Here is a 24,202-nt window from a genome sequence, read left to right as displayed (position 1 = left end):
CTTGTTCATCAACGACGTACCCAAATCATCGGGCGACCTCGGGAAGCTCGTAGCTGTCGAACTTCGAACGCAGGTCCTTCTTCGAGAATTTCCCGACGCTGGTCTTCGGCACCTCGTCGATGAATTCGAGCGCGTCCGGCATCCACCATTTCGCGATTTGAGGGGCAAGGAACTCAAGGATCTCGGCCTTCTTCGCGTCCGACTGCTCGACCCCTGGCTTGAGTACGACGCAGGCCAGCGGCCGCTCGGTCCACTTGGGGTGCGGGATCGCGACGATCGCCGCCTCGGCGACATCCGGATGACCCATGATGATGTTTTCCACGTCGACCGATGAGATCCATTCACCGCCGGACTTCACCAGGTCCTTGGTGCGATCGATCAGCCGCAGTACGCCGTACTGCGAGATCGCCGCTATGTCGCCGGTCTTCATCCATCCATCTTCGGTCGTGAGCTCCACGCCCGCATCCGGCTTGTAGTAGTCGGCGGCAATCCACGGGCCGCGCACCTGCAACTCGCCGTTCGCCTCGTCGTCCCACGGCAGCGCGGTCGTCGTATCGGGCTCAACGATTCGCGCCTGTACGCCGGCGACGATCGTGCCCGCTTTGGCGTGAATCTTGACCTTCTCGTCAGGACTCTTGCCTTGATCGCGGTGATCGACATTGGAGATGCTCGCGACCGGCGAGGTCTCGGTCATGCCCCAGCCGCAGATCATCTCGATACCGAGCTTGTCCTCGAAAAACTTGATGACCGACTCCGGGGTAGCAGAACCGCCCGCGGTGATGCGCCGTAGCGAAGAGAAGTCGTAGTCGTCGATGATCGGAGCAATGCCCTGCCAGATCGTCGGCACACCCATCGCAAAGGTGGCTTTTTCGTCCTGGATCAGGCCGGCCAGGTTGGCCGGCGACATGTCCGATCCGGGGAAGATGAGCTCGGCGCCGCACATCGGTGCGGCGTACGGCGTACCCCACGCGTTGGCGTGAAACATCGGCACGATCACCAGCACACGGTCGTTGTTGTCCAACCCGATCGTCGTCGTAGAGGTGACCGCCATGGAGTGCAGCCACGTCGACCGGTGTGAGTACAGCACGCCCTTGGGATTGCCCGTCGTACCGGACGTGTAACACATCGACGATGCCTGGTTTTCGTCATCGATGTGGAACTGCGCGGGAGCCGCACCGTCCAGAAGCGTTTCGTAGTCGCTGAACCGAGGGTCGTTGGGGACCTCCGGGCCGCTGCCGTCGTCGATGACCACGACGTGCTTGACGGTCGTGAGCTGGTCGAGGATCGGCAGGAACAACGGCAGCAGCGAGCGGTCGACGAAGATCGCCTCGTCCTCGGCGTGGTTGACGACGTACACCAACTGCTCGGGAAACAGCCGGATGTTGAGTGTGTGCAGGACTCGTCCACTGCACGGCGCGGCGAAGTAGAGCTCAAGGTGTCGGTAGTGGTTCCAGCAGAAGCTGCCCACCCGCGCGTCCGCGCTCAGGCCGAGGTTGTCCAGGACCGTGCCGAGCTGGCGAGTCCGTTTCGCCCAGTCGCCGTACGTATAGCGGTGTGGATTGGGCCCACCCGTGATGATCGCGTGGTCCGGAAACATCCGTTCGGCGCGCTCGAAGATGTCCACCAACGTCAACTGTGACTGCTGCATTGTTCCTTGCATTGCGACCTCTCCCCAAAGGATCTAACTCACGCCGAAATCTCACATCGAGCACGCACTGGCCCCGATATGAGCGGTTTTGAAACTAGTGTGGCTCACTCTGCCCTACCAGTGCACGCTTAGGTTCGATTCAGGTGAACCGTAATGGTCTAGTGACCAACCGAGGGCGGGTATGTTCAGTCTATGAGACCTACCTCCCCGGTCGCCCTGCTTGCGGCGTATGCCGACGACCCTGAGCGCATCTTCGCCACCTTCGAGAACGACAAGCAAAAGACCTCCACGGTCACCTACGCGGCGGAGTTGGATCGGGTACGCCGAGCGGCATCGGTGCTGGCCAACGCGGGTGTATCGCACGGCAAAAGAGTTCACCTGCACATGGAGAACTGCCAAGAGTTCCTGGACCTGTGGTTCGCGTGCAACCTCCTCGGGGCCATCATGGTGCCCACCAACCCGCTGTCCAGCCCGGCCGAACTGACGCACTTCATCGGCGACTCGGGCGCGATGCTCAGCGTCGTACAGACCAACCTTGAGTCGAACGTACGTAAGGCCGTCGCCGACCTACCGGGTGTCAAGGTCATCAACCTGACCCAGTGGAACAAGAGCCGGATCTCCGCGAAGCCGTTCAAGGGCTTCTTGAAGGCGCTCGGGTCCGACCTGGCCGCGATCCTCTACACGTCCGGTACGACGAGCCTGCCCAAAGGCGTGCTGATCACCAACGAGAACTATCTGGCCGTCGGCCACGCCAGCGCCGCTCACTACGGCATCACCGCCGACGACCGCTGGCTCGTCGTACTTCCGTTCTTCCACGCCAACGCGCAGTACTACTGCACGATGTCGGCGCTCATCAAGGGCGCCTCGATCGCGGTTATGCCCCGCTTTTCGGCGACGTTGTGGGGCGCGCAGGCGGTCCGCCACAAGGCTACGTGTGCGAGCCTTTTCGCCGCACCGATCCGGATGATCCTCGCCAACCCGGAAGGCCCCGACGACCACAAAGCGACTTTGCGGTTCGTCATGTTTGCTCAGAGCATCGGGACGGCACAGGCCGAGGAGTTCGAGCGCCGCTTCGACACCTTGCTGCTGCACGGCTACGGCATGACCGAGACAGTCATCCCGCCGACGCTCAATCCGGTCAGCGACGAGCGCCGCTACGACAGCATGGGCCGGGCACTGCCGGACGTGCAGCTGCGACTTGTCGACGATAAGGGCGACGACGTACCCGATGGCACACCCGGCAACCTACTGGTGCGCGGGGTGATGGGCGAGACGATCGCAGCCGGCTATCTCGGTCGGCGCGAAGCCACCAGCGAGACTTTCGTCGGCGGCTGGCTGCACACCGGCGACGTCGCACGCCGGGACACCGACGGTTTCTACTACTTCGTCGATCGCACCAAGGACATGATCAAACGAGCCGGTGAAAACGTGAGCGCCGGCGAGATCGAACGAGTCGTCAACGATCACCCCTCCGTCTTTGAGTGCGCAGCTGTCGGCGTACCGGATGCAATGCGCGACGAGGCGATCGTGGTCTACGTCGTACCGAATGCCGACACGACGTTCGACGCCGATGCGCTGATGGAGTGGTGCCGCGAGCGGATGTCGAAGTTCAAGGTGCCGCAGGAGTTCGTCGTACTCGAGGAGCTTCCACGCACCAGCGTGGGCAAGATCCGTAAACAAGAACTGCGCGATTCACGCGCTCAGGCTAAGAAGTAAAAAGCGCGCGCAGGCCCGCGGGTATGACTTGATCGATCGGCTCGTCGCCGATCGCGATCACTGCGAGTCGGGACACCTCACCGTCTTGCCACTCGCCATCGTCATAACAGTCGACCCGTGCGCCGGCCAGTTGCACAATGGTTCGCCGCAGCGGATCGTCAACCGAGCGCACAATTCCCTTGGCGCGCACCACACGTTCCGGCATTCTAGTCAGAATCGTCCGTAGCTTCGTCAGTTCCACGGTCCGCCCGGTAGTGCCCGACCAACGCACGTGGTCCGCATGCTCGGTGCGCTCGTCACTACCCCGTCGCAGCAGCGGATCGAGCAGGGTGCCGATCGTCTCGAGACTGCCATCCAGCACCGGTACGCCTGGCGCGACCTCGCGCAGCCACGCACGCACGAGCCTTGCTTCACCCTCGCTTGCCACCTCTTGCTTGGTCAGAAGCAGTACGTCGCCCGCGCGCAGTTGACCGCGCACTGTGTCGGCGCTCCAGCGACCCTCAGCCCGTCGGCGAACATCCGTTACGTCGGCACAGACCACCACGCCGTTACGGCGGAACCCCGGATGATCCGCCCACCGCGCCACAGCCGCGGGATCACCCACTCCGCTGACTTCGACGACGACATGGTCCGGTGCGGGCCGCAGGGCACGGATCTGGTCCATGACCGAGGCCATACCGTCAGATAAATCGCAGCAGATGCACCCGTTCGACAACTCAAGCGTCTTCGCATCGCGTGACTTGATCAAGTCTGCGTCGATATTGATGTCTCCGAAGTCATTGACGATCACGGCAATTCGTACGCCCTCCGCCGAAGCGAGCAGCGAGTTGATCAGTGTCGTCTTACCGGCGCCTAGGTAGCCGCCGACCACGGTCATCGAAACGGGCTTAGCCGGGGACGTCACACACGCGCCCGCCGATCATCGTTCCCCTGATCGTGATGTCGCGTACCTCATCCGGCTCGCACGCCAGCGGATCGCTTTCGAGCACCGCGAAGTCGGCATACTTACCCGCCTCGATACTGCCGACCTCGTGGTCCATCTTCAACATGTACGAGGACCCGACAGTCATCGCTTGCAGCGCCTGCTCAACGCTGATCTTCTCGTGCTCGCCCAGAACTGCGCCCGAGGCGGTCGTTCGGGTGGCAGCGATGGACACAGTCGCGAGTACATCAAGCGGGGTCACAGGCGAGTCGCAATGTAGCGAGATTGGCACACCGGCCCGCAACGCCGTCGCGGTAGCGTTCATCCGATGCGCCCGGTCCGGTCCGAGTATCCGATCGCGATGTTCATCGCCCCAGTAGTAGATGTGGTTGACGAATATGTTCGCGCATACTCCCAGTGCGCTCATCCGTCGGTACTGCGCGGGAGTCGACAGCTGAGAATGCGTAGCGGTGTGGCGGTGATCGAGCCGCGGGTGGTGTTCGAACGCTGCCTCCACCGCGTCGAGGAACAGCTCCGTTGATTCGTCACCGTTGGTATGCGCATGCACGAGAAGGCCGGCGCGATGGAACATTTCGAACTGCTCAGAGAAGATCTCCGGCGGCACGACCCAGATTCCGTTGCGCCCGTCGGGCAGGTAGCCGGGTTCCTGCAACCGGGCAGTGAATCCCTGGATCGACCCGTCGAGCACAAACTTCACGTGACCGAACCGCAGTTTCGCGCTATTTGTGGCACGCAGGTCCAGCAGTCGCTGCACGGCTTCCGGACTGCTGCCTTGACCGTTCGCGAGGTGGAAGATCGACGTGCGAATCGGGAACGCTTCGTCGTCGACGATTCGGCGCATCGCATCGATCATCGCATCGCTCATCAGGCTGCGATTCGCCAAATCAACCGCCGTCGTAACGCCATGATTGCGCGCATCGGCGCCGAAGCTACGTAGCGCGTCATCCATCCCGCTGACACCGGGCATCATCGCCGGGACGCTCTTGACGAGGGCCATTGCCGGTGACTCCTGCAATTCGCCAGTCGGATTCCCAGCGGCATCCTTCGCGACACCCTCGACCGACGTGTCGGCCGTGATGTTGTCCGCCGTCAGCACGGCGCTGTTGACGGTCGCCAGGTGGAAGCTCTGGTGCATCACGAAGATAGGCCGAGTCGATGAAACCTGATCCAGTAAGCGTCGGTCCAACCGTTCACCGGGGAAGAAGATCGGATCCAATCCCCACGCCGTCAGCGGCGCGGTCGGATCGGGCATGGCGGTATGGGCCTCCCGCAGCCTGTCGAGAACCGCCTGCAGTGTGGTGCACCCCGGCCAGCGTTTGCCATCCGGGCTCATCCGCTCCTGATATCCGACGTACGTGTGCTGCCACATCGCGCCGCCGAAGATATGCGTGTGCGCCTCGACGAACCCCGGAAGCAGCACCGCATCGGCGTAGCGGTCGTCTATGCGCGCTTCGCCGTACGCCGCCAACTCCTCCATCGAGCCGACCGCGCGAATCCGATCCCCGCGAACCGCGACCGCCTCGGCCGTCGGTCGGGACGGATCCATCGTGCGGACCAACTTCGCCGGGTAGATAACGAGGTCCTGCTCAGTCACGACGTGCTCCTTCGACACTAGGCACCTTCTATTTCTGCTGCCACCCAGTGACCTGGGGACACCTCACGTAGGTCGACGACCTCGGGCCCTTCGCCCTTCGGCCAGACCGGACTGGGGATCTCGCCGCTGAGCATTTCACGTTTGCCGCGTACCGACGGGTCGGGAACTGGCACGGCGGACAGTAGCCGCCGGGTATACGAATGACACGGATCTTCGAATATGTCTCGCCGGCTACCCAACTCCACCACCTGCCCCAGGTACATCACGGCGACCCGGTGCGCCAACCGCTCGACCACGGCGAGGTCGTGACTGACGAATAGCAACCCGATACCCAACTCGTCCTGTAAGTCCATCATCAAGTTCAGTACCGTCGCCTGTACCGAGACATCGAGCGCGGACACGGCCTCGTCGGCGACGAGCAGTCGCGGATTGAGCGCCAACGCCCGCGCGATGCAGATCCGCTGACGCTGTCCGCCCGAGAATTGATGTGGGAAGCGATTCACCAGGTCGCGCTCTAGCCCGACCAGCTCAAGTAGGTCCCGCACCCGTTCCTGAATCTCGCTTCGCGTGCCACGTTTATGTACGCGCAGCGGTTCTGCAATAGACGCACCGATCGTGGCGCGCGGGTTGAGGCTGGCGTAGGGATCCTGAAAAACCATCTGAAGTGCCGAGCGATACGGGCGCAGCGCACGGCGCGAGAGGTGCGCGATGTCCACCCCATCGAGCAGGATCTGACCACTATCGGGCGTGAGTAGGCGCATCGCAAGTTGCGCCAACGTCGTCTTGCCGCAACCGCTCTCGCCGACCAGGGCGAGGGTTTCACCCCGGCATATCGACAGAGACACATCTTCGACGGCGTGCACCTTCATTCCGCTGGGCAGCGGAAATCGTTTGACCAGGTTGCGGATCTCCAGCAGATTCTCGCCTGCCCCGACCGAGTCACTGCCGCTGGCGACGGCCGCCTCGGCTAACGCGCGGTTCACAGCGCCGCTCCGCTGACCACGAAGCGTTCGGGCTTGGTCTTGCCGCTCATGCTGCCTAGCCGTGGCACAGCGGCGAGCAGATCTTTGGTATACGCCTCTTGCGGGTTGCTGAATATGTCCATTACGGAAGCTTCCTCAACAAACTTCGAACGGCGCATGACTAGCACCCGGTCGGCGACCTCAGCGACAACGCCCATGTCATGGGTGATGAAAATGACCGCCGCCCCGATCCGGTCGCGCAGGTCCAGTATCAGCGACAGAATTTGCGCCTGGATCGTCACGTCTAGGGCGGTCGTGGGTTCGTCGGCGATGATGATCCGCGGCTCGCAGGCCAATGCCATCGCGATCATCACTCGTTGGCGCATTCCTCCGGACAATTCATGCGGATACTGTCGTATCCGCCGTGCTGCTTCCGGAATCCGGACCATGTCCATCAGCTCGAGGCAGCGATCGTGCGCGGCTTTCGCGCTCGCCGGTCGATGAGTCGTGATTGCCTCGATGATCTGGTTGCCGACGGTATAGAGCGGGTTGAGGCACGTCAGTGGCTCCTGAAAGATCATCGAGATCGCATTGCCGCGGACTCGGCGAAGTTGGCTTTCACTCGTCCGGCACAGGTCGATGACCGACCCATCCGGCTGCCGAAGATTAATTTCGCCGCTGATGATCTTTCCAGTCGTGGAGAGCTCGATCAGCCGCATGATGGACATCGCCGTAACGCTCTTGCCCGAGCCGGACTCGCCCACGATCGCGAGGATCTCGCCCGCACCGAGGGTAAAGCTCAAGTCATCCACGGCGACGGAGTCCCCAAATTTCACGGTGAGGCCCCGCACGTCGAGCAGTGGTTGTTCGCTCATCGGTCCCGTCCCTTCGGGTTCAATGCGTCGTTGAGGCCATCTCCGATAAGACTGACACTGAGAACGGAGAAGAAAATCGCCAGCCCGGGGAAGACGACGGGCCACCAGGCGACCAGGATCTGGTCACGGTTGTCGCCCAGCATCAGTCCCCAACTCAGCGTGTTCGGGTTGGTCGCGCCGATAAAGCTCAGGCCCGCTTCTAGCAGCATCGAGATTCCGATGATCAACGTGGTGTAGACCAACGCCGGGGGCAGCGCATTAGGCAACACCAAGCGCAGCATGATGCGCAGATCTCTCGCACCGATGGACTTCGCGGCCTTCACATACTCCAACTGCCGTATCCGCAGGAACTCTGCTCGGATCAAGCGCGCCGTCCCGGGCCAAGTCACGATCCCGATCGAGATCGTGATCGTTAGGAAGTTCGGACCAAACAGGCTGACGACCACCAGCGCCAGCAACAATGCGGGAAGTACTTGGAAAAACTCGGTGAAGCGCATCAGTGCCGAATCGGCAAATCCCCCGTAGAAACCGGAAAGCCCGCCTACGACGAGTCCGATCACTGCCGACAGTGCGGCCGCGGCCGCACCCACCAACAGCGTGACCCGCCCGCCGTTGAGGATTCCGGCAAAGATGTCACGCCCCAGCTTGTCGGTGCCCAGCAACGGGGCGCCCGATGCCCCGGGCGCTAGGTGCGTTGGCCCGACCACCGCGAACGGTGAGACCCGGTAGAGCATCGGACCGAAAATCGTCGCCAACACGATAATCAGCAAGATGACCAATCCGGTCACCGCGGACTTGTTTCGCCGAAACACCTGCCATGCCGATACTTGTCGAGCCTGAACCGGTGCGTTGGTGATGTCGATCGGGACCGCGCTCATGATGCCTCACTCTTGACGCTGATGCGTGGATCGATGATCCGGTAGACGATGTCGGTGATCAGGTTCGCGACGATGACTAGTACGGCGCTCATCGCCAGAATTCCCAGCAGCACCGGGGTATCGCGACGGCTAACCGAATCCAGCGCCAACCGCCCGATTCCCGGCCAGTTGAACACCACTTCGATCAGGATTGCGCTGGAGATCAGAGATCCGACCTGCAGCCCCGCGAGGGTCACCAACGGGATCAGCGCATTGCGGAATGCGTGTTTGAAGACGACCTTGCGTGATCGCAGGCCCTTAGCCCACGCGGTCCTGATGTAGTCCGAGCCGAGGACTTCGAGCATGCTCGCCCGCCCGGTGCGGGCATACAACGCGATGTAGATGATCCCTAGCGTGAAGGCGGGGAGTACCAGGTGCCATGCAACGTCCCCGACGACGTTCAGCGCGCCGTCCGGGACGATGATGCTCTGCATACCCGCGGTCGGGAAGAACGGCACCCAAATGGCGAAGATGATCACCAGCATGATTCCAGTCCAGAACGCCGGCGCCGAGAACCCGACCAGTGCCACCACCGTCACGACATACGACATGATGCCGCGTGGTTTCCAGGCGGAGTACAGACCCATCAAGGTGCCGACAAACGCACCGATCAGCAACCCTGTCACAGCGAGCAACAACGTCGCCCCCAACCGCGGCAGAACCAGGTCCATCACCGAACTGTTCATCCAAAAGGAGTACCCGAAGTTTCCATGCAGTACTTGCCAGAGGTAGCTACCAAGCTGCACAAGTAGCGGCTTGTCCAGTCCGAAGTCGTGCCGGATCTGTGCCATCTGAGCGGGCGATGACCCGCCCTGACTCCCGGCGATCGCACCCGCGGCATCACCCGGGGCCAGATGGATCAGCAGGAAGTTGAGCACGATCACCGCGAGTATCAACAAGATCGCCTGCAGTACTCGCGAAGCGATGAATCGCGTCATCGACATACCTCCGTTCGGTTCATCGGCACCGGTCGTGGACTCACGGCTACTTCTTGGTAACGGTCATGTCGAACATCGGGCTCATCAGTCCCCAGATGCCGTTCGGCGCTTTCGACACTGTCTGGTTGTATGCGTTGACGAGCGGTACGTCGGTCATCCAGATGTACGGGATGTCGTCGGTGACAATGTCCTGGAATTGGTCATATAGACCCTTGCGTGTCTTCTCGTCTGTGGCCGATGCGGCCTCGCTCAGGAGCGCATCTGCCTTCGGGTTGCAGTACTGGGCCATATTCGCCCAGACCACACCCGGACGAATGTTGTTGCACAGGAATTGTCGATCTACCCCAATCGACGGGTCGCCCCAGTTGTACTGAGCGTCGACGGTCATGTCGTAGTCGAAGTTGGCGACCTTGTTTGACCAGGTAGGGAAGTCCGGAGCGGTCTCCAGGTTGACCACGATGCCGATCTTGGCGAGATTCTCCTTGACCAGATTCGCGACTCCCTGCTGCGAGTCAGGGATTCCCGGAATGTAGGTCAGCCGCAGTTCAAATCGCTTGCCGGAGCCGTCCTTGGGGTATCCAGCATCGTCGAGGAGGGCGCCTGCCTTCTTCGTGTCGTACGAGTACTTGTCGTTGATCTTCTTGTCGAAGTATGGGCTGCCCGGTGCAATGGGGCCGCGCGCTAGATTCACCGCACCGTCGTAAAGCTGCTTGGAATTACCCTTTACGTCGATTGCCATTCGGATGGCTTCGCGCACCTTCACGTCGCTCAGGTATTTACTCTTGAGGTTGAGGTCGATCTGGCTCATGTAGCCGACACCCTCATAGCCCTTATCGGCCACCGTCACGCCACTGATCTTCTTCAGCTGGTTCGTCGTCGACGGCGAGCTGGATGCGGTCAGGTTAAGCTCGCCGCTTTGCATTCCCAGCACCAGCGAGTTCGCTTCGGGAAAGAACTGATAGATCACGTTGTTGACTTTGACGCGGTCCTTCATGAAGAAGTCGTCGAACTTCTTCAGCACCAGCTTGCTGCCTTTGTCGTAGCTAACCAGTTTGTACGGTCCAGAACCGACCACGTCTGACAGATTCAGCGGCGAGTTCGTCCAGTTGTCGACCTTCTCGTATATGTGCTTCGGCATGACCGGAAGAAACAGTGGCGACATCGCGATCATGATGGCCGGCGACGGGCTCGAAAGATGAATGACAACGGTCTGCGGATCGGGAGTGTCCACCGATGTGACCTTGCCGAACAACTGCTCACCAAACGGATGGTGCGCCTTGACTAGCCCGATCGAGAACGCGACATCCTCTGAGGTGATGGGCGTCTCGTCGTGGAATTTCGCGTCCTTGACCAGATGCAGAGTGAGTTGCTTCTTGTCATCGGTAAATTCCCATGACTTCGCCAGGTATGGTTTCGGGTCGAAACTGTCGTCGTAGTACACCGGGCTGGCAAACAACTGCGCACCCGGCAGTGCGGTCGCGAAACCCGACTGCACGGCTGGGATGAGCGTGCGGGGAACCTGCGTGGTTCCGATGATCACCGTGTCGCTGGCACTGGGGCTCCCGGCTCCACCGCCGCTACCGCACGCGGTTGCCAACAGCGTCACGATCGCAATGAGTACGACGGTAATACGACGTTTAACCATGAAGTTAGCCGTTTCTTCTCGGAGTCGGGGTGACCGGGGACGGGCTCCGACCCGCGGCGTCATCGCCTACGTAGCCGCTGGGGCTCGGATCGGTTCTCAGAGAGTGGCAGGGTCCATCTGGTTAGTACAGAGCCAGAAATAGCGTGATGTAGCAGTCCAGATTCGACGTTAATGTTCGATAACCGAAAATTTCAGTCGACTCTCCACAGGTATCTCGCCCCTGCTAAGGCAAAACGTCAAAGAAATCGCGATGCGCGGGCGCCGATGACCAACCACGCGGGATGCGTGCCTATACCGAATCGTTACCTGCCAGCAGGTCGAGCGCCGTTAGCTGGTCACCCGTCTGCGACAATCCGGTACGCGGCCGCCAACTCGCGGATGCCGCCGGGGATCTGGCGTAGTGGAATCGCGGCAAACCCAAGGCGAAGATGTCGCAGCGGTGCCTGCGGCTCGGCCCAGTGTTCGGCCGGCGGCTCAAGCAATACTCCGTGCACTCGCGCGTGCACCGCCACCTGTCGCCAGTCGATGCGGTCCGGTGCGCGCATCCACAGGCTGGTCCCGCCGGGGGGATAGTTGCCGGTCCAGCCAAGCTGATCCTCCAACTCGGACTGTAGGAGGCTCCATCGCTTGGAAAGCTCTGCGCGATGCGCGGCCAGGGCTCGAGCGTAGTCACCATTTCGGATGAAAATTGCGAGCGCTCTCTGCATGAGGCCCGGGGCTTGCCGAATCGTCAGACGCAATCGATCACGCATAGCAGCGATCAGACGGGCGTCCGCTACAACGAAACCGACGCGCAGTCCCGGCGCTATGAACTTCGAAAACGTGCCCAGGTAGATCGTGCGCCCGGTTCCGTCGAGAGAGGCGAGGGCAGGGCTCGGGGCTCCGCGGTACCGCAGCTCGCTGTCGTAGTCATCCTCCACGATCGTGAAGTCCTCGGCGTCAGCTGCTTCGAGGAGTTCGATTCGTCGCTCGACGCTCATCGTTACGTTGGTGGGGTGCTGATGACTGGGGGTTACATACACCAGATCCGCGCCGTTCAGGTTCTCGTTGACGACGAGACCGGCACCGTCCACTCGCCCAGCACGCACGGTCGCGCCATGGGACCCAAGTATCTGGCGCGCGTCGGGGTAGCCGGGATCTTCGACAATCGCCTGGGTACCCGGGCCGGTCAGAAGGTCCGCGATCATCGACAGTGCGTGTTGACTGCCCAGCGTGATCAGCACCTGGTCCGGGTTGCAGTCCACACCACGGATGGCCGCGATACGTCCACAGATCTGCTCCGCCAGTAACGGGTCGTCGCCGCCGTGCTCCGCCGTGCTCCAAACCAGGTGGTCTGCATCGAGCGCATCGCGCAGCGCCCGCAGCCAGGCCGACCGAGGAAACATGCGCGGGTCGGACTGTCCTGTGATGAACGGGTACGGCGCGTGCCACCAGGAGGGCTCTGACCCGGTCCTGGTGGCAGTTCGGACCGCTGGAAGCAGTTTGTCCCAGCGGTCCGGCGCTGTGCCGTCTGCGGAACTTGTTGACCCCGTCGGAATCCGCAGTAGTTCGGGATTGACAAACAGCCCACTGCGCGGGCGAGACTCGACGTAGCCCTGAGCAACGAGAAGATCCAACGCGGCAACGACCGTCGACCTCGACACGCCTAGCTGTGCGGCCAGCAACCGTGAGCTGGGCAGCCGACCCGCGGGACCTAGCGTCCGGGAGATGATCTGGCGTTCGATAATCCGCTGCACCTGGTGCACCAACGACTCCGCTGATGTGCGTCCCATCCTGGCCCCTCCGGTCTGGCCTGTTAACTGGGCACCATTCTGGTACTTCACAAGCCAGATGCAAGAGTGTCAGACTCACCTGACAATTACCTCACCGGCAACGGCATCGACCAAACCCACGAGATCGGAGCACCTGGCATGACCACGCAACGCCAGAGTGTCTTCGGACGTTCGCGGGATGCCGCCATCCTCATTAGATTCGCCTTCCCGTGACCGCGCTGCTGATTACGTCCTTCTGCGTCGCGGCCTTTTCCGCCGCTGCGCAGGCTCTGACCGGGTTCGGATTTGCGCTACTCGGCGTCCCACTGCTGGCCCTAGCGGTTGACGCACACACCGCCGTTGTCGCGATTACGACCGTGGAACTCGCACTCACTGCCGTGATTGCGATCCGCGAGTGGTCGCATGTCCAATGGCGGTCCGTCATTGTCGTTACGTTGGCCAGTTTCGTCGGGATCCCGATCGGTCTGTATGTCCTAGCCACCTTTGACGAGCACCTTCTGAATGCCGTCATCGCGGTGGTCGTGCTGGTCTTCGCCGCGATCATCGCATTCGGATTGACAGTTCCTCGCGGCCCACGCACCGAGATCGTCGCAGGTGTATCGAGCGGCGTTCTGCTGGCCTCGACCGGAATGAATGGACCACCTCTCGTTGCGGCGTTTCAGGCGATGGGGCTCTCGCCGAGAAGCTTCCGAGCGACGCTACAGGCGGCGTTCACCGTTCAAATCATCATCGTGGTCATCGGTTTCGTACTCACCGACCAATTCACCGGACAAAGCGTCACCGTCGCCGCTACGGCGATTCCCGCGCTCGTCATCGGATGGTTCCTTGGTGACAAGCTATTTCACCGTCTGACGGGACCGCATTTCCGACGACTCGTACTCGGCACCCTGGTCGTGAGCGGCGTTCTGACCCTTATTAGGGCCTTTGCGGGCTAACCACCACGGCGGAATCCGCCCTCCGAGTTGATCACTTGACCGACCACCCAGCGACCCTCGTCGGAGACTAGCCACGCAATGAGGCGCGCAGGATCGTCAGGTTCGCCGTACCGCCCCTGCGGGAACGCCGCTCGCACCCGCGCCAGGTCCTCATCACCCCGGTCAGCCGTCGACGGATCTAAGTAACCGGTGTTCACGGGGCCCGGATTTATCGCATTCAAAAGGATGTTCCGGCTCACCAATTCGTCCGCGACAGTAGGAAGTACGCCGACGAGCGCCGCCTTTGCCGCGGCGTACGCCACTTCACCAGGCATCGGGCCGAGCTGCTGTCCCGAGGTCATCCAGACAACCCGGCCGCCATCACGCCCATCGTGCTGCCGGGCAAAGTGTTGGGTAAGCAGCAAAGTGGCGCGCGCATCGACCTGCCAATGGCCGTCAAGCTGACCTGCGTCGAGGTCGAGCAATCCGCCATCCTCACCGCTCCTGGCCTGGTTGCAGATCAGGATGTCCACGTGCCCGAACGACTCGACCGCGGACTCGATAACCGCGCTGACCGCCGACGGCTGTGCGAGGTCGGCGCTCAGATCCGCGATCCGGCCTGGCGAATTCCGCGCCAGTTCAGCGACGACCTCGCCGACGTCGTCAGATCCCCACGGCTGCGCGTCGTCGTGGGCCGCGTAGTGGGTGATGAAGACGTCCGCGCCCATCGCAGCCAACCGCGTTGCGACCGCGAACCCGATCCCGCGGCGCCTGCTTACGCCGGTGACCACAGCGACTCGCCCGCGCAGTGACTCGGTCATGTTCGCCCGCTAGCTGGTCGACGTCAACTAGATGCCGCGACTCATCCGTTCGGCCATATCGGCCGGTACGCCGAAGGGCCGAGTGCGTTCGAGTAGCAACGCGGTCTCGCGCGGCACCGAGACGCCAGATGCGACCAGCCTCTTGTTGATTCGGTTACTGTACGGCGAGTTCTTGGCGATTTCGGCAGCCAGATCGGCGACCGTTTGATCGAGCTCGGAAGCGGGCACGGCACGGTCGACGAGGCCAATCTCGGCCGCGTCAGCACCGGAAATCCGCCGGCTGGTAAACATCAGTTCCTTGGCCTTAGAGCGCCCGACTCGCTCCGGCAGCCGGACCGACATGCCCCAAATCGGCACCAGACCCCACTGTCCGTGAGTGTCGCCGATCTTCGCGTCGGAAGCGGCGACCAGGATGTCGCACGCGAGCGCGAGCTCAAGACCGCCGGTGAAGCAGTGCCCCTGGATGCGGCAGATTGTCGGCTGCGGCAGGGCTTCGAGGAGGTCAACGGTTTCGGACTGTTCGTACTTCCCTGGTTCGGCGGCTTTGCGCTCCGAGATGCCGCCGAGATCGTTTCCTGCGCAGAACGACCGACCGGCACCAGTAAGCACGACGACCCGCACGTCATCGTCCTCGGCAAGGTCCTCGAGATGTTCGCGGAGCTGTTCGAAGACCGCCGGCGTGAGAGCGTTGAGCTTCTCGGGCCGGTTGAGGCTCAGCGTGGTAACAAAGTCTTCATCGGTCCTGACAACGAGATCCATGATCGCTCCTGCCGTAATGATGGTGGAAGATCAGGCATGGACTGCCGTGCCTGATCTTCCACCATCATTACAGAAGCGTCGCGCCGAAGTGCATGCGCTAGTTCTTGTCGATCCGCACGTCCCCGGAGTCGGCCTTCGCGATCAGTGGCCGCGCGGATCCGTTGTCGACCGGGATGTCGACTGCGGTACTTCCACTGCTGGCCGAGGCCTGCACGTCGTACGGCGTGAGACCCGGAACGGTCAGGTAAATCGAACCCGACGAGGCGCTCACGCTGATGTTGTCTGCATCCTTAGTCAGGTCTACCCGGATATCTCCGCTGTCGGCATGCGCAGTGAAGACCTTTGCGCGGATACCGCTGGCGCGGATATTGCCGGAGTTGGCCTTGGTGTCGACGTTGCCGTCGATATCGGTCAGCGTGACGTCACCGGAGTCCGCGGACACCTCGACAGCACCCTCGATCCCCGTCAGCCGCACGTCACCCGAATTCGCCTTCGCGACGACGTCACCGTGGACTCCACGCAAGTCCAGATCACCGCTTGATGTCTGTGCATCGACCTTGATGTCCGGCGAGACATAGATTCGATAGTCGATATTGCAGTTCGACGTACCGGCGCATTCGTCGCCGATCTTGAGTACGCCGTCGGTCAACACGCTCGTCGAGTGGGGTTCGTCCGACGAAGTGCCGGACCAATGCATCGACCGCTCTACGCGGGCACCGTCAACCGAATCGTCGGCGATGATCTGTATATCGGACGAGCTCACATTTGAGACCGTCAACGCCGAGATCGCGCCGGGATAGTTCTTGGAGTCCGAGCCTGTACGCAATGACACCAGCAAATACATCTGGAGCAACGCTCCTGCAATGGCGAGCACGGTAAGGACCGAGCCGGCGATGATCCAACCGCGCCTAGTCTCCGGTGATGGATTGTCGGCCGCGCGCACGTCCGGGTCGTAGTCATGTCTATACATAGTGGTTGTCACGATCGCGCGCCTTTCGAGGCCGCAAGAAACTGCAGGACCGCCACGACGCGGCGGTGCGGACTTTCCGTCTGAGACATGTCGAGCTTGGTGAAGATGGCGTTGACGTGCTTTGCTACCGCGCTCTCACTGACCACAAGTGCCTCGGCGATTCCGCCGTTGGACCGGCCCTCGGCCATCAGCTCGAGTACGTCGCGCTCGCGTGGTGTCAGGGCCTCCAGCGGATCACCGGACCGACGGATCAGCAGTTGCGCCACGACCTCGGGGTCAAGCGCCGTACCGCCCGCAGCCACTCGGCGCAACGCGACAATGAAGTCCTCGACGTCCGCAACCCGGTCCTTGAGCAGATAGCCGACCGCCTTCGTCGTACCGCTCAGGAGATCTGTCGCGTAGCGCTCTTCGACGTACTGCGACAGGATCAGCAGGGCGACATCCGGCCAGGTCGAGCGTACGACTAGGGCGGCGCGGATCCCCTCGTCGGTAAATGATGGCGGCATCCGTACGTCGACCAGCGCGAGGTCCGGAGCATGTTGTTCGACCGCCCGCAGCAGGTCTTCGGCGTTGTCGACCGCCTCGACGACCTCGATGTCGGCGACGCTGAGCAGCCGGATGAGCCCCTCACGTAGCAGGGTCGAGTCTTCGGCGATTACGACGCGCACGGTAGCTCCGCGAGAATATGGGTCGGTCCCCCGACCGGTGAGTCGATCAGTAAATGTCCATCTACAGCGTCGATTCGCTGTTTGAGGCCATCCAGACCGCTGCCCTTGGCATGATCCGCGCCGCCGACCCCGTCGTCGGTGACGCGCAGTGACAGCCACTCTCCGTCCGAGGTGACGACGACCTGTACGACGTTGGCGCGGGCATGCTTAATCACGTTGGTCAGCGCCTCGGAGATCACGAAGTAGGCGACCGCCTCGATCGTGCGGGCCGGGCGCATAGGTAGGTCGACGTCGAGTTGGATCGGGATCGGGGACCTCGCGACGATGCCCGAGAGTGCGGCGTCCAGACCGCGGTCATCGAGCACCGCCGGGTGCAGGCCGCGCACCAGCATTCGCAGCTCGACGAGGGCCTGCTTGGCCTCGTCGTGTGCGTCGTCGAGCGCTTTTCTGGCCGGCATGGGCAGGTCCTTGAAGGTTGCCTTCGCGATACCAAGGTTCATCGCGAGAGACGTCAGCCGTTGCTGAGTGCCGTCATGCAGGTCGCGCTCTATGCGGCGGCGTTCGGCATCGGCGGCGTCGACGACGCCGGCGCGACTCTTGGAGAGCGTTTCTACCTTTTCGCTCAACGCGCGGTTACGGCTCGGGCCGAGTAACGCGATCGCCAGAATTCCATCCATACATGCCATCGCGCGGGCCACCCACGGGGTGAGGATGAACGCAACGATGCCGATGACGGTGAAGGTGATGCGGATCGCGAGGGCTTCCGGCACCCACGGAGTTTGATCCAGGCCGGCCATGCTCAGAGACCAGGTCGTGGCAAAGACGGTCGCGCACAGGACCGACATCGCGATCCAGGCAACGAGGAGGTTGGTCATCACGAAGTTCAGCAGACCGACGAGCGTGTGGTACGTCAGTTGCCGCCACGTCGACCTGCTCTTCAACCGAACGAGGGTGCCTTTGACGAATGAGTAGTGGGTGTCGGGGCGTCGCGCCGCTGGGATGCGCAGGCCAATGAGCGATGCGAGACGTGAGCGATGCACATACGTGAGTCCGTCGTTGAGCCACCACAAGATCACCAGCAGGATGAGCGATGGGATAACCAGCGGGGCGAGACCGAACGACAGCGGTAGGAGCACGACGATCGTGACAAACGTCGGGAAGCCGATCAAGCCGGCCAAGACCGTCGACAAAATCGCCGCGCCTCCAGGGATTGCGCGATATCGCGCAACGGGAGGGGCATCGCCGGCCGAGCGGCGTACCTGCTGGGTAAAAGTCGTGGTCACGCTGACTACGGTAGCCGCCGGCACGAGCTGCCGCGATGTCGCGAACATCCGTGTTGATGGTGGTGTTATCTACAGGACGTGCCTTGGCTCATTCCTCGTCGGGTAACCAGTTCCCGTGCAGCCCGAGCGGGACCCGCACAGGGATCCGCACTCGGGCCACCGGCCCCGACGCAGGGTCGGCAGCGGGCACTAATAGGAACCAGCTCTCCGATCCATTTGGCTCAGTAGCGAACGTCATCCACCATCCGTGATCGGGATCGGGGTCCCCCGGCCGCGCCGCAAAGGTCGGCTCACCGAGCAGGAGGTCGTCCGCGGTCCATTGCAGCATCGTCCCGTCACTCGGCCGGTACCAGCGGATGGCGTCCCCCGTGCCGTGCGGCAGCTCCCGTCGTCCAGTCTCGGCGGCGACCGCGATCCAGTCATGCTCCTGTCCCATCCGCCGGTCGTCGATCCGCGGGAACTCGATCGAGGCCTCGTCCACGGTGGCCCGGGTGACGTTTCCGGCGCCGGGATCGATGGTGGCGCGTATAAGTGACGTCGTTTTCGGCAGCGTCGACAACCCCATGCCGGGGTGGTCGTACTGCACGTAGTCGACCACTAGTCGGCCATCGTCGAGGTCGAATGCATTCGCCGTGTGCCACAGCCAGAACGCCTCGTCGGACACCCAGCGCACCGCCCCGCCGTCGCGGGGGATGATCGCGATGCGCGTGCCTAGCTCCGGTCGCCAGGAAAGTGGCGACCCGCCGCTCATCATTGCGGCTACGTCAATCAGCAACGGCGCGAGAAACAGCACGACGGCGGTGCTGGTCAGTGCCATGTCGTGGATCATGAACGACGTGTCCACGCCGGACACGGGCGTCGGCGCACGTACCACTCCGCCGTCGGGACCGAGCACCGACCACGTGAGGTACGGAGGCTCCTCCATGTAGCAGAAGACAAACATCTCGCCGGTTACCGGATCGATCTTCGGGTGCGCCGTTATGCCCAGCGGGATCGCCCCATCGAATAGTTCACGACCGACGGTCCGCACGTCCGGACTCAAGCAGAACGGGTTCGCGGATTCGGCAAGGGCGAGGATGCGACCCGCGTGCCGCACGATGTTGACGTCCGGGATGTCCCGGGTGACATAGGCGAGATCGGGACCGACGTCGGCGGGGTCGGGCAGCCCACCCCCACTCATGATCCCGGGCCACAGCGCCCGACCCCGCTGTTCCTCAAGGTCCATCGCCGGCGTTCGGACGAACCGATTCGAGTACGCCGCCGTGCCATCGGCGATCTGCATCCGGTGCACCATGCCGTCGCCGTCGATCGGGTAGAGGTACGAGCCGAGCGGGGTGAAACGCGGGTTCGGGCCGTTGCGCACATACATCCCGTTCAGCTCGACGGGAAGCTCGCCGATTACGGTCAGCCCCGGCAATTCGACCTCGTCGACGACCGGCTCGAAGGCACCGCTCAGGTGAGGATCCGCGGCCGCGTCCACAAGTCCGAGCGCGGGGCGGTCATGGGCAGGCAGCGCGTTCATGCCGACCGCCCCGCTTCAAGTGCCTCGGTGCTCTCGGCCTCCGCTCTGGCGACACCCCGGGCACGCTCGGGGTAGGAGATCGTCAACTTCACCAACGCGATATAGATGACGATCGGGATCACCCAGTTCAGCAGAAGGTCGAGGTAGCCGTCGGTGAGGTCGACGTCGGCCCGTTGAAGCGCGACCAACACGACGGAGAGCAGTCCAATCGCCAACAGCCCCGCACCCCAGGCAGTCGACAGCACCCGGTTGACCCGCCCGAAAGTCGGCGAACTCCAGTACTGCTTCGGAACGCTCTGACGGGCGAACTCCTCGGTAAAGGGCCGGATCGGCACCATCGCCAGGATGAACACACCAAGGACGACCGCGACCAGAGCAGCCGACCAGGTGACCAGCCAGCGCCCGACGCCGGATCCGCCGAGGAAGTCCAGCCCAGCGATCACCACGAAGATGACCACGGATGCGCCGTTAAGTACGGCCGAGCCTTTGTTCTTGCCACCGGTTGCCGCGAAAAATGCGGTCAGCGCCAGGGCAACGACCGACGCCCAACCGATGGCGTGGGAGAAATCGCGCTCACTGAGAATGTCGAATGCGATGAACGGCAGAAAGCCGATCACGACGGCGATGGGATTCATACGGACAACCCTGGCGTCTTTCGCGGCAGGAGACATCTGCCAAGTGGCCTATATCTAGAGGGAGTCCGTCGCCAACGCTTCCGATGCCATCGCGGTGGCCACGTCCACCCGCGACCGAAGGTCGAGCTTGCCCAGGATATGTGAGACATGCACCTGCACCGTGCGCGGAGACAGGTACAGGCGGGTACCGATCTCGGGGTTCGTGAGACCTTCCCGGACGAGCCCGGCGACCCGCCGCTCGGTCGCGGTCAGGCTCGCCGGACCGGTCCGAGCGGGCCGATGTCGCTCGCGAGAGCCGCGGCGTACCCCCAAGGACCGGGTTCGCGCAAGCAGCCGATCCCGGTCGGTCACAGCCCCCATTCGGTCATAGATCGCCAGGGCATCCTCCATGCGATCTCGAGCCCGCTGTAACTGCGATGCTGTGGCCGCCGCGCACGCCGCCTCCTCCAGCGCGTAGCCGGCGACCGTGGTGAAGCCGTAATTGGTTGCGCTCGTCGCGGCGGTCTCGAGGAGGTCGACGTCGCCACCGCTCATGCCCATCACGAGGTCCACGCTGTGGGCGAAGGCTGGCGATCCGGAATAGTCCAGAGCGGAGATCTCCTCGGCCACCCGCTCACACAGCCCAGGTGCCCACCCGATCAGACCAACACGACACACGTCCGGCGCGATCTGCAGCATCCAGATCGGGCCGCCGGCGGGCGCCGCGGCCCAGAGGTCACGGGCGAACACCGCGGCAGCTTCGGTATCTCCCGAGGCTTCCAGTGCGGCCAATGCTCCCCAGCCGGGATCGTCCGAGCCAAACTGCAACGGCAACCTTCGGGAGCTGAAGTGTCGCAGCCTGTCCTGCGCGGCGCGGATGTTGCCGCGATGCGCGTCCATGTATGCCACCTGTCCGATGGCGATCGAGATCCAACCACTGCCGGACTCTTCGGCGAGCTCCAGCCCGGACGTGTATTCGGCTAGCGCGTCGTTCCAATCGCCTGCGGTGAAGGCGATTCCCGCGGCTACGAAGCAGTGGTACGCCGAGAGCCAGCTGGCACCAAGCTCCTGCGACCGGCGCCGCGTGTCCAACACTGCCTGCCGGGCGGGCTCGACTCCGCGGGCGAACAGGTCGAAGAAGGGCGGCCATACCAGCGCCGAGGTCTGTGCCTGCCGTCCCTCGTCGTCCAGCTGAAGCGCGAACTGTTGCTCGATCAGTGCGCTGGCTTCGAGCGATCGGCCGTCCAGGTGAGCGGCACAGCTCAGCGAGACCAGCGCTTGGGCTTGAGCGTTGCGGTCGTCGCTCGCGACTAACGCCGGCATACTCGCGGAGATGTCAGCGGCCGCCGCCTGCCAGTCACCGTTCAGGATCCTGACCCAAGCGTGGACCTGTTCGAGCTGGTGGCGCGTCTCCAGCGGCAGATCGGGTGCGGCAAGCGGCCCCTCGATCGTGCGCAGGGCGGCGGCGGTTTGTGCCGCGTCGACCTGGGATTGAATGAGAAGCCTGAACAGCTCGGCTTGCGCCCTGGGGTCGGTGGTGGCCGGCAGCTGCGCTTGCACTACGTCGACTGCCTGTCGCATCTGCCCGGACAGGAACAACGCTCGCGCCTGCTGAGCGACCGCGGTTCCGGCATGATCCGTTGCCGCCGCGTAGGTCGGGATCTCGGCGAGCAGCTCGGCCGCCACGGCAGGTGCGAAGTCGGTCGATTCGCGGGCCGCCTCCCATAACGCTGGCTCGATCGCCGAGTCAGCCGTCGCGTCTGCTCCGGCCGCCGCCCGCAAGAGGTGCCGCGCGACCAGCGCTGGGCTGGATCCGCTGGCCCGCAGCAATTCCGCGGCTCGTTTGTGCAGCGCCCGCCGGGCGGGTTCATCGATCAACTCATATGCCGCATCCCGATACACGTCGTGGCTGACGCCAATCAGGTCGGTGTCCGAACCCGACGACCCGATCACCAACCCGCTCCGCCGCAGCCGTTCCAGCATGGGTCGAAGTGCCTCGACGGAGGTAAACATTAGATCGGCGATGTCGGCCAGGCTGGCCGGCGTCGCGAGTACGGCCAACGCGCTCAGCAGTTCCAACCCGGACTCGTCGTCCATTTGCCGCAACAGGTCCCGCACCAGCGGGCCGAGCTCAGCCGTCGGCGATACAGCGTCATCAGAAAGGTCGAGGCTGTCGCGGCCGACCGGACGCAGCGCGCGTCGCGACTCCAGGCTTCTAAACAGTTCCTTGATGAAGAGCGGATTCCCGCCGGTCGCGTCGAACGCTCGCATCAGGTTCGCCGCCGGCCAGCGACCCACCAGGGAATGGACCAGGGTCCTTATAAGTTTCGGGTCCATCGGGCCGACTTGGATGCAGAGATCAGTCTGCTGCAGTATCACGTCAACCTGCTCGCGGGACGGCTGAGTGCGCGCCGCCAGCAAGACTGCCAACGGCAGATTCCCCGCTGCCCAGACCAGACGACGCAAGGCGCGCAGTGACGCTGCATCGACCTGATGGACGTCGTCGATCCAGACCAGCACGGGGCCACCGGCACACATGGAGTCCACGCGGGTGAACACGAACTCGGTGGGATCCTCTCCCCGCGGCGGATCGCCGACGAGATCATTGATGACCGCGAAACTCTTGCGGCGGCGAGCCGGGTCGCCGACCGCGGTCAGCACCTGCGCCGGCGACGACCTAGCCTGATCGACGAACTCGGATGCCAAATACGACTTGCCGATGCCGGCCGGTCCTGTGAGCGCCACCGATGCGCCAGCCCTTGACGACCCATTGATGACTGGCAGCAGAATCTCCCGCAACCGGTGATCGATCTCGTTCCGGGACAACTCTTCGGGGCCACCGACTGCGGGGCGACCAATCTGGGGGCCGCCATCGGAGCCTGTCACCGGTCCGCTCGGGAGTAGATCCGCCTGCCGCGCCGCCCATGCGACGTACGACAGCGCATAGGCATGTCGCGAACTGTTGTCACTGTCCTAATCTGGCACACCTGGAATTGACATGCAATCTCTGACTTTCGCGCTCACCAGCCAGATCCGATCTATATCAGAAAACCGCCGGTCCGACGTTGTGATCACCGCGAGTGGCGCGATGTCTGCCCTATCTACCCCGGCAAGATGTACAACGACTGGCAGGGTCGACGACCCATCCGGACGACCGATCGATGCGGTCCGAATGATCCGCGATGACATCAAAAGTCGCGTTCGCAGATCTTGTCGACAAGGTCGTCGCGCCTGGCCATCCGCGCTCAGTACCCGTGTCCAGCGAACCAAAACCATTGCCACATAGACGAAAAAGGGCCGAACGCGGCCCGCGGAAAGTGTCGGTAGGTCGGGCTAGCGTCGAGGCCAGAAGACCCATCCACCGCGGTGTCGAGAACCGGTGCCGCGGCAATCCGAACAGGAGCCACCCATGCCTACCGGACCCGAGTACGCCGCACCCGAACGGTCCACCGAGCCCAGCCAGCCCGACGCGGTCGTCGAAGCTGACCCGAATGACCGGCTGCGTGATGCCGTCGATGCGGCCACCGGCCACACCGAACCCGACCATGACCACGACCACGGGGACGAGGGTGACCAGGATGAGCGGAGGGCGCTACCGACGTTCCTGACCCCTATCGAGGACCCTGAAGCGACCTACGACT

General features: G+C 63.0%; 20 protein-coding genes. 3 read left to right on the top strand and 17 right to left on the bottom strand.

All coding sequences use genetic code 11. The features are described 5' to 3' along the window. Nucleotides 1-25 precede the first annotated feature (25 nt). Nucleotides 26-1,660, bottom strand: coding sequence for a long-chain fatty acid--CoA ligase (locus CLV47_RS11695; RefSeq protein WP_106349233.1), 1,635 nt, complete (start codon nucleotides 1,658-1,660; stop codon nucleotides 26-28). A 180-nt stretch (nucleotides 1,661-1,840) separates the two neighbouring features. Here CLV47_RS11695 and CLV47_RS11690 point away from each other — a divergent pair, with 180 nt between their 5' ends. Beyond that, nucleotides 1,841-3,364, top strand: a complete 1,524-nt coding sequence (locus CLV47_RS11690; protein ID WP_106349232.1) for a class I adenylate-forming enzyme family protein — start codon at nucleotides 1,841-1,843, stop codon at nucleotides 3,362-3,364. Here the strand turns inward: CLV47_RS11690 and CLV47_RS11685 are convergent. From CLV47_RS11685 to pdxR, 8 genes are all read right to left on the bottom strand, one after another. Next, nucleotides 3,354-4,241: a CobW family GTP-binding protein gene (locus tag CLV47_RS11685; protein ID WP_146135371.1), complete on the bottom strand. Its 888-nt coding sequence runs from the start codon at nucleotides 4,239-4,241 to the stop codon at nucleotides 3,354-3,356. The genes CLV47_RS11690 and CLV47_RS11685 overlap by 11 nt on opposite strands. Nucleotides 4,242-4,251: 10 nt before the next feature. After that, nucleotides 4,252-5,901, bottom strand: a complete 1,650-nt coding sequence (locus CLV47_RS11680; RefSeq protein ID WP_202862532.1) for an amidohydrolase — start codon at nucleotides 5,899-5,901, stop codon at nucleotides 4,252-4,254. 17 nt (nucleotides 5,902-5,918) lie between these two features. Continuing rightward, nucleotides 5,919-6,884 carry an ABC transporter ATP-binding protein gene (locus CLV47_RS22055; RefSeq protein WP_238145394.1) on the bottom strand — a complete coding sequence of 322 codons (966 nt, stop codon included), beginning with the start codon at nucleotides 6,882-6,884 and terminating at the stop codon, nucleotides 5,919-5,921. Then, nucleotides 6,881-7,738 carry an ATP-binding cassette domain-containing protein gene (locus CLV47_RS22050; protein ID WP_170111048.1) on the bottom strand — a complete coding sequence of 286 codons (858 nt, stop codon included), beginning with the start codon at nucleotides 7,736-7,738 and terminating at the stop codon, nucleotides 6,881-6,883. The genes CLV47_RS22055 and CLV47_RS22050 overlap by 4 nt, the downstream gene beginning before the upstream one ends. Further along, nucleotides 7,735-8,616, bottom strand: a complete 882-nt coding sequence (locus CLV47_RS11670; protein ID WP_106349230.1) for an ABC transporter permease — start codon at nucleotides 8,614-8,616, stop codon at nucleotides 7,735-7,737. The genes CLV47_RS22050 and CLV47_RS11670 overlap by 4 nt, the downstream gene beginning before the upstream one ends. Further along, nucleotides 8,613-9,593 (bottom strand): ABC transporter permease, encoded by a 981-nt coding sequence (locus CLV47_RS11665; protein ID WP_202862531.1) that lies wholly within the window; start codon nucleotides 9,591-9,593, stop codon nucleotides 8,613-8,615. The genes CLV47_RS11670 and CLV47_RS11665 overlap by 4 nt, the downstream gene beginning before the upstream one ends. A 46-nt stretch (nucleotides 9,594-9,639) precedes the next feature. Further along, nucleotides 9,640-11,238, bottom strand: a complete 1,599-nt coding sequence (locus CLV47_RS11660; protein WP_170111047.1) for an ABC transporter substrate-binding protein — start codon at nucleotides 11,236-11,238, stop codon at nucleotides 9,640-9,642. Nucleotides 11,239-11,573: 335 nt separating this feature from the next. Continuing rightward, nucleotides 11,574-13,010 (bottom strand): MocR-like pyridoxine biosynthesis transcription factor PdxR, encoded by a 1,437-nt coding sequence (gene pdxR / locus CLV47_RS11655; RefSeq protein WP_106349227.1) that lies wholly within the window; start codon nucleotides 13,008-13,010, stop codon nucleotides 11,574-11,576. Nucleotides 13,011-13,219: 209 nt separating this feature from the next. Here pdxR and CLV47_RS11650 point away from each other — a divergent pair, with 209 nt between their 5' ends. Continuing rightward, on the top strand, nucleotides 13,220-13,945 hold the full coding sequence (locus CLV47_RS11650; protein ID WP_170111046.1) for a sulfite exporter TauE/SafE family protein: 726 nt from the start codon (nucleotides 13,220-13,222) through the stop codon (nucleotides 13,943-13,945). On the opposite strand, the gene CLV47_RS11645 is transcribed toward CLV47_RS11650, so the two are convergent. The 8 genes from CLV47_RS11645 to CLV47_RS11610 all read right to left on the bottom strand — a co-directional run bounded on the left by CLV47_RS11645 (nucleotide 13,942) and on the right by CLV47_RS11610 (nucleotide 23,447). Further along, nucleotides 13,942-14,745 carry an SDR family oxidoreductase gene (locus tag CLV47_RS11645; protein WP_106349225.1) on the bottom strand — a complete coding sequence of 268 codons (804 nt, stop codon included), beginning with the start codon at nucleotides 14,743-14,745 and terminating at the stop codon, nucleotides 13,942-13,944. The genes CLV47_RS11650 and CLV47_RS11645 overlap by 4 nt on opposite strands. 27 nt (nucleotides 14,746-14,772) lie before the next feature. Then, entirely contained in the window at nucleotides 14,773-15,504 is a 732-nt protein-coding gene (locus CLV47_RS11640) for an enoyl-CoA hydratase/isomerase family protein (protein WP_106349224.1), read from the bottom strand. Between the two features lie 97 nt (nucleotides 15,505-15,601). Next, nucleotides 15,602-16,486 (bottom strand): DUF4097 family beta strand repeat-containing protein, encoded by an 885-nt coding sequence (locus tag CLV47_RS11635; protein WP_146135370.1) that lies wholly within the window; start codon nucleotides 16,484-16,486, stop codon nucleotides 15,602-15,604. After that, on the bottom strand, nucleotides 16,483-17,142 hold the full coding sequence (locus tag CLV47_RS11630; protein ID WP_106349222.1) for a response regulator: 660 nt from the start codon (nucleotides 17,140-17,142) through the stop codon (nucleotides 16,483-16,485). The genes CLV47_RS11635 and CLV47_RS11630 overlap by 4 nt, the downstream gene beginning before the upstream one ends. Then, nucleotides 17,130-18,425 carry a sensor histidine kinase gene (locus CLV47_RS11625; protein ID WP_170111045.1) on the bottom strand — a complete coding sequence of 432 codons (1,296 nt, stop codon included), beginning with the start codon at nucleotides 18,423-18,425 and terminating at the stop codon, nucleotides 17,130-17,132. Before CLV47_RS11625 ends, CLV47_RS11630 begins: the two co-directional genes overlap by 13 nt. A gap of 88 nt (nucleotides 18,426-18,513) precedes the next feature. Continuing rightward, nucleotides 18,514-19,947, bottom strand: coding sequence for a carotenoid oxygenase family protein (locus CLV47_RS11620; protein WP_106349220.1), 1,434 nt, complete (start codon nucleotides 19,945-19,947; stop codon nucleotides 18,514-18,516). Then, entirely contained in the window at nucleotides 19,944-20,582 is a 639-nt protein-coding gene (locus tag CLV47_RS11615) for a DUF3159 domain-containing protein (RefSeq protein WP_106349219.1), read from the bottom strand. The genes CLV47_RS11620 and CLV47_RS11615 overlap by 4 nt, the downstream gene beginning before the upstream one ends. Nucleotides 20,583-20,636: 54 nt before the next feature. Next, nucleotides 20,637-23,447: a LuxR C-terminal-related transcriptional regulator gene (locus tag CLV47_RS11610; RefSeq protein WP_146135369.1), complete on the bottom strand. Its 2,811-nt coding sequence runs from the start codon at nucleotides 23,445-23,447 to the stop codon at nucleotides 20,637-20,639. A gap of 523 nt (nucleotides 23,448-23,970) precedes the next feature. On the opposite strand from CLV47_RS11610, the gene CLV47_RS11605 reads away from it, so the two are divergent. Then, nucleotides 23,971-24,202 (top strand): hypothetical protein (locus CLV47_RS11605; RefSeq protein ID WP_202862530.1); only part of this gene is annotated, 232 nt, incomplete at its 3' end.

The sequence above is a fragment of the Antricoccus suffuscus genome, assembly GCF_003003235.1.
Lineage (GTDB): Bacteria > Actinomycetota > Actinomycetes > Mycobacteriales > Antricoccaceae > Antricoccus > Antricoccus suffuscus.
Note: the sequence above shows the minus strand (reverse complement) of the source record. Positions and strands in the feature narration are given on the sequence as shown.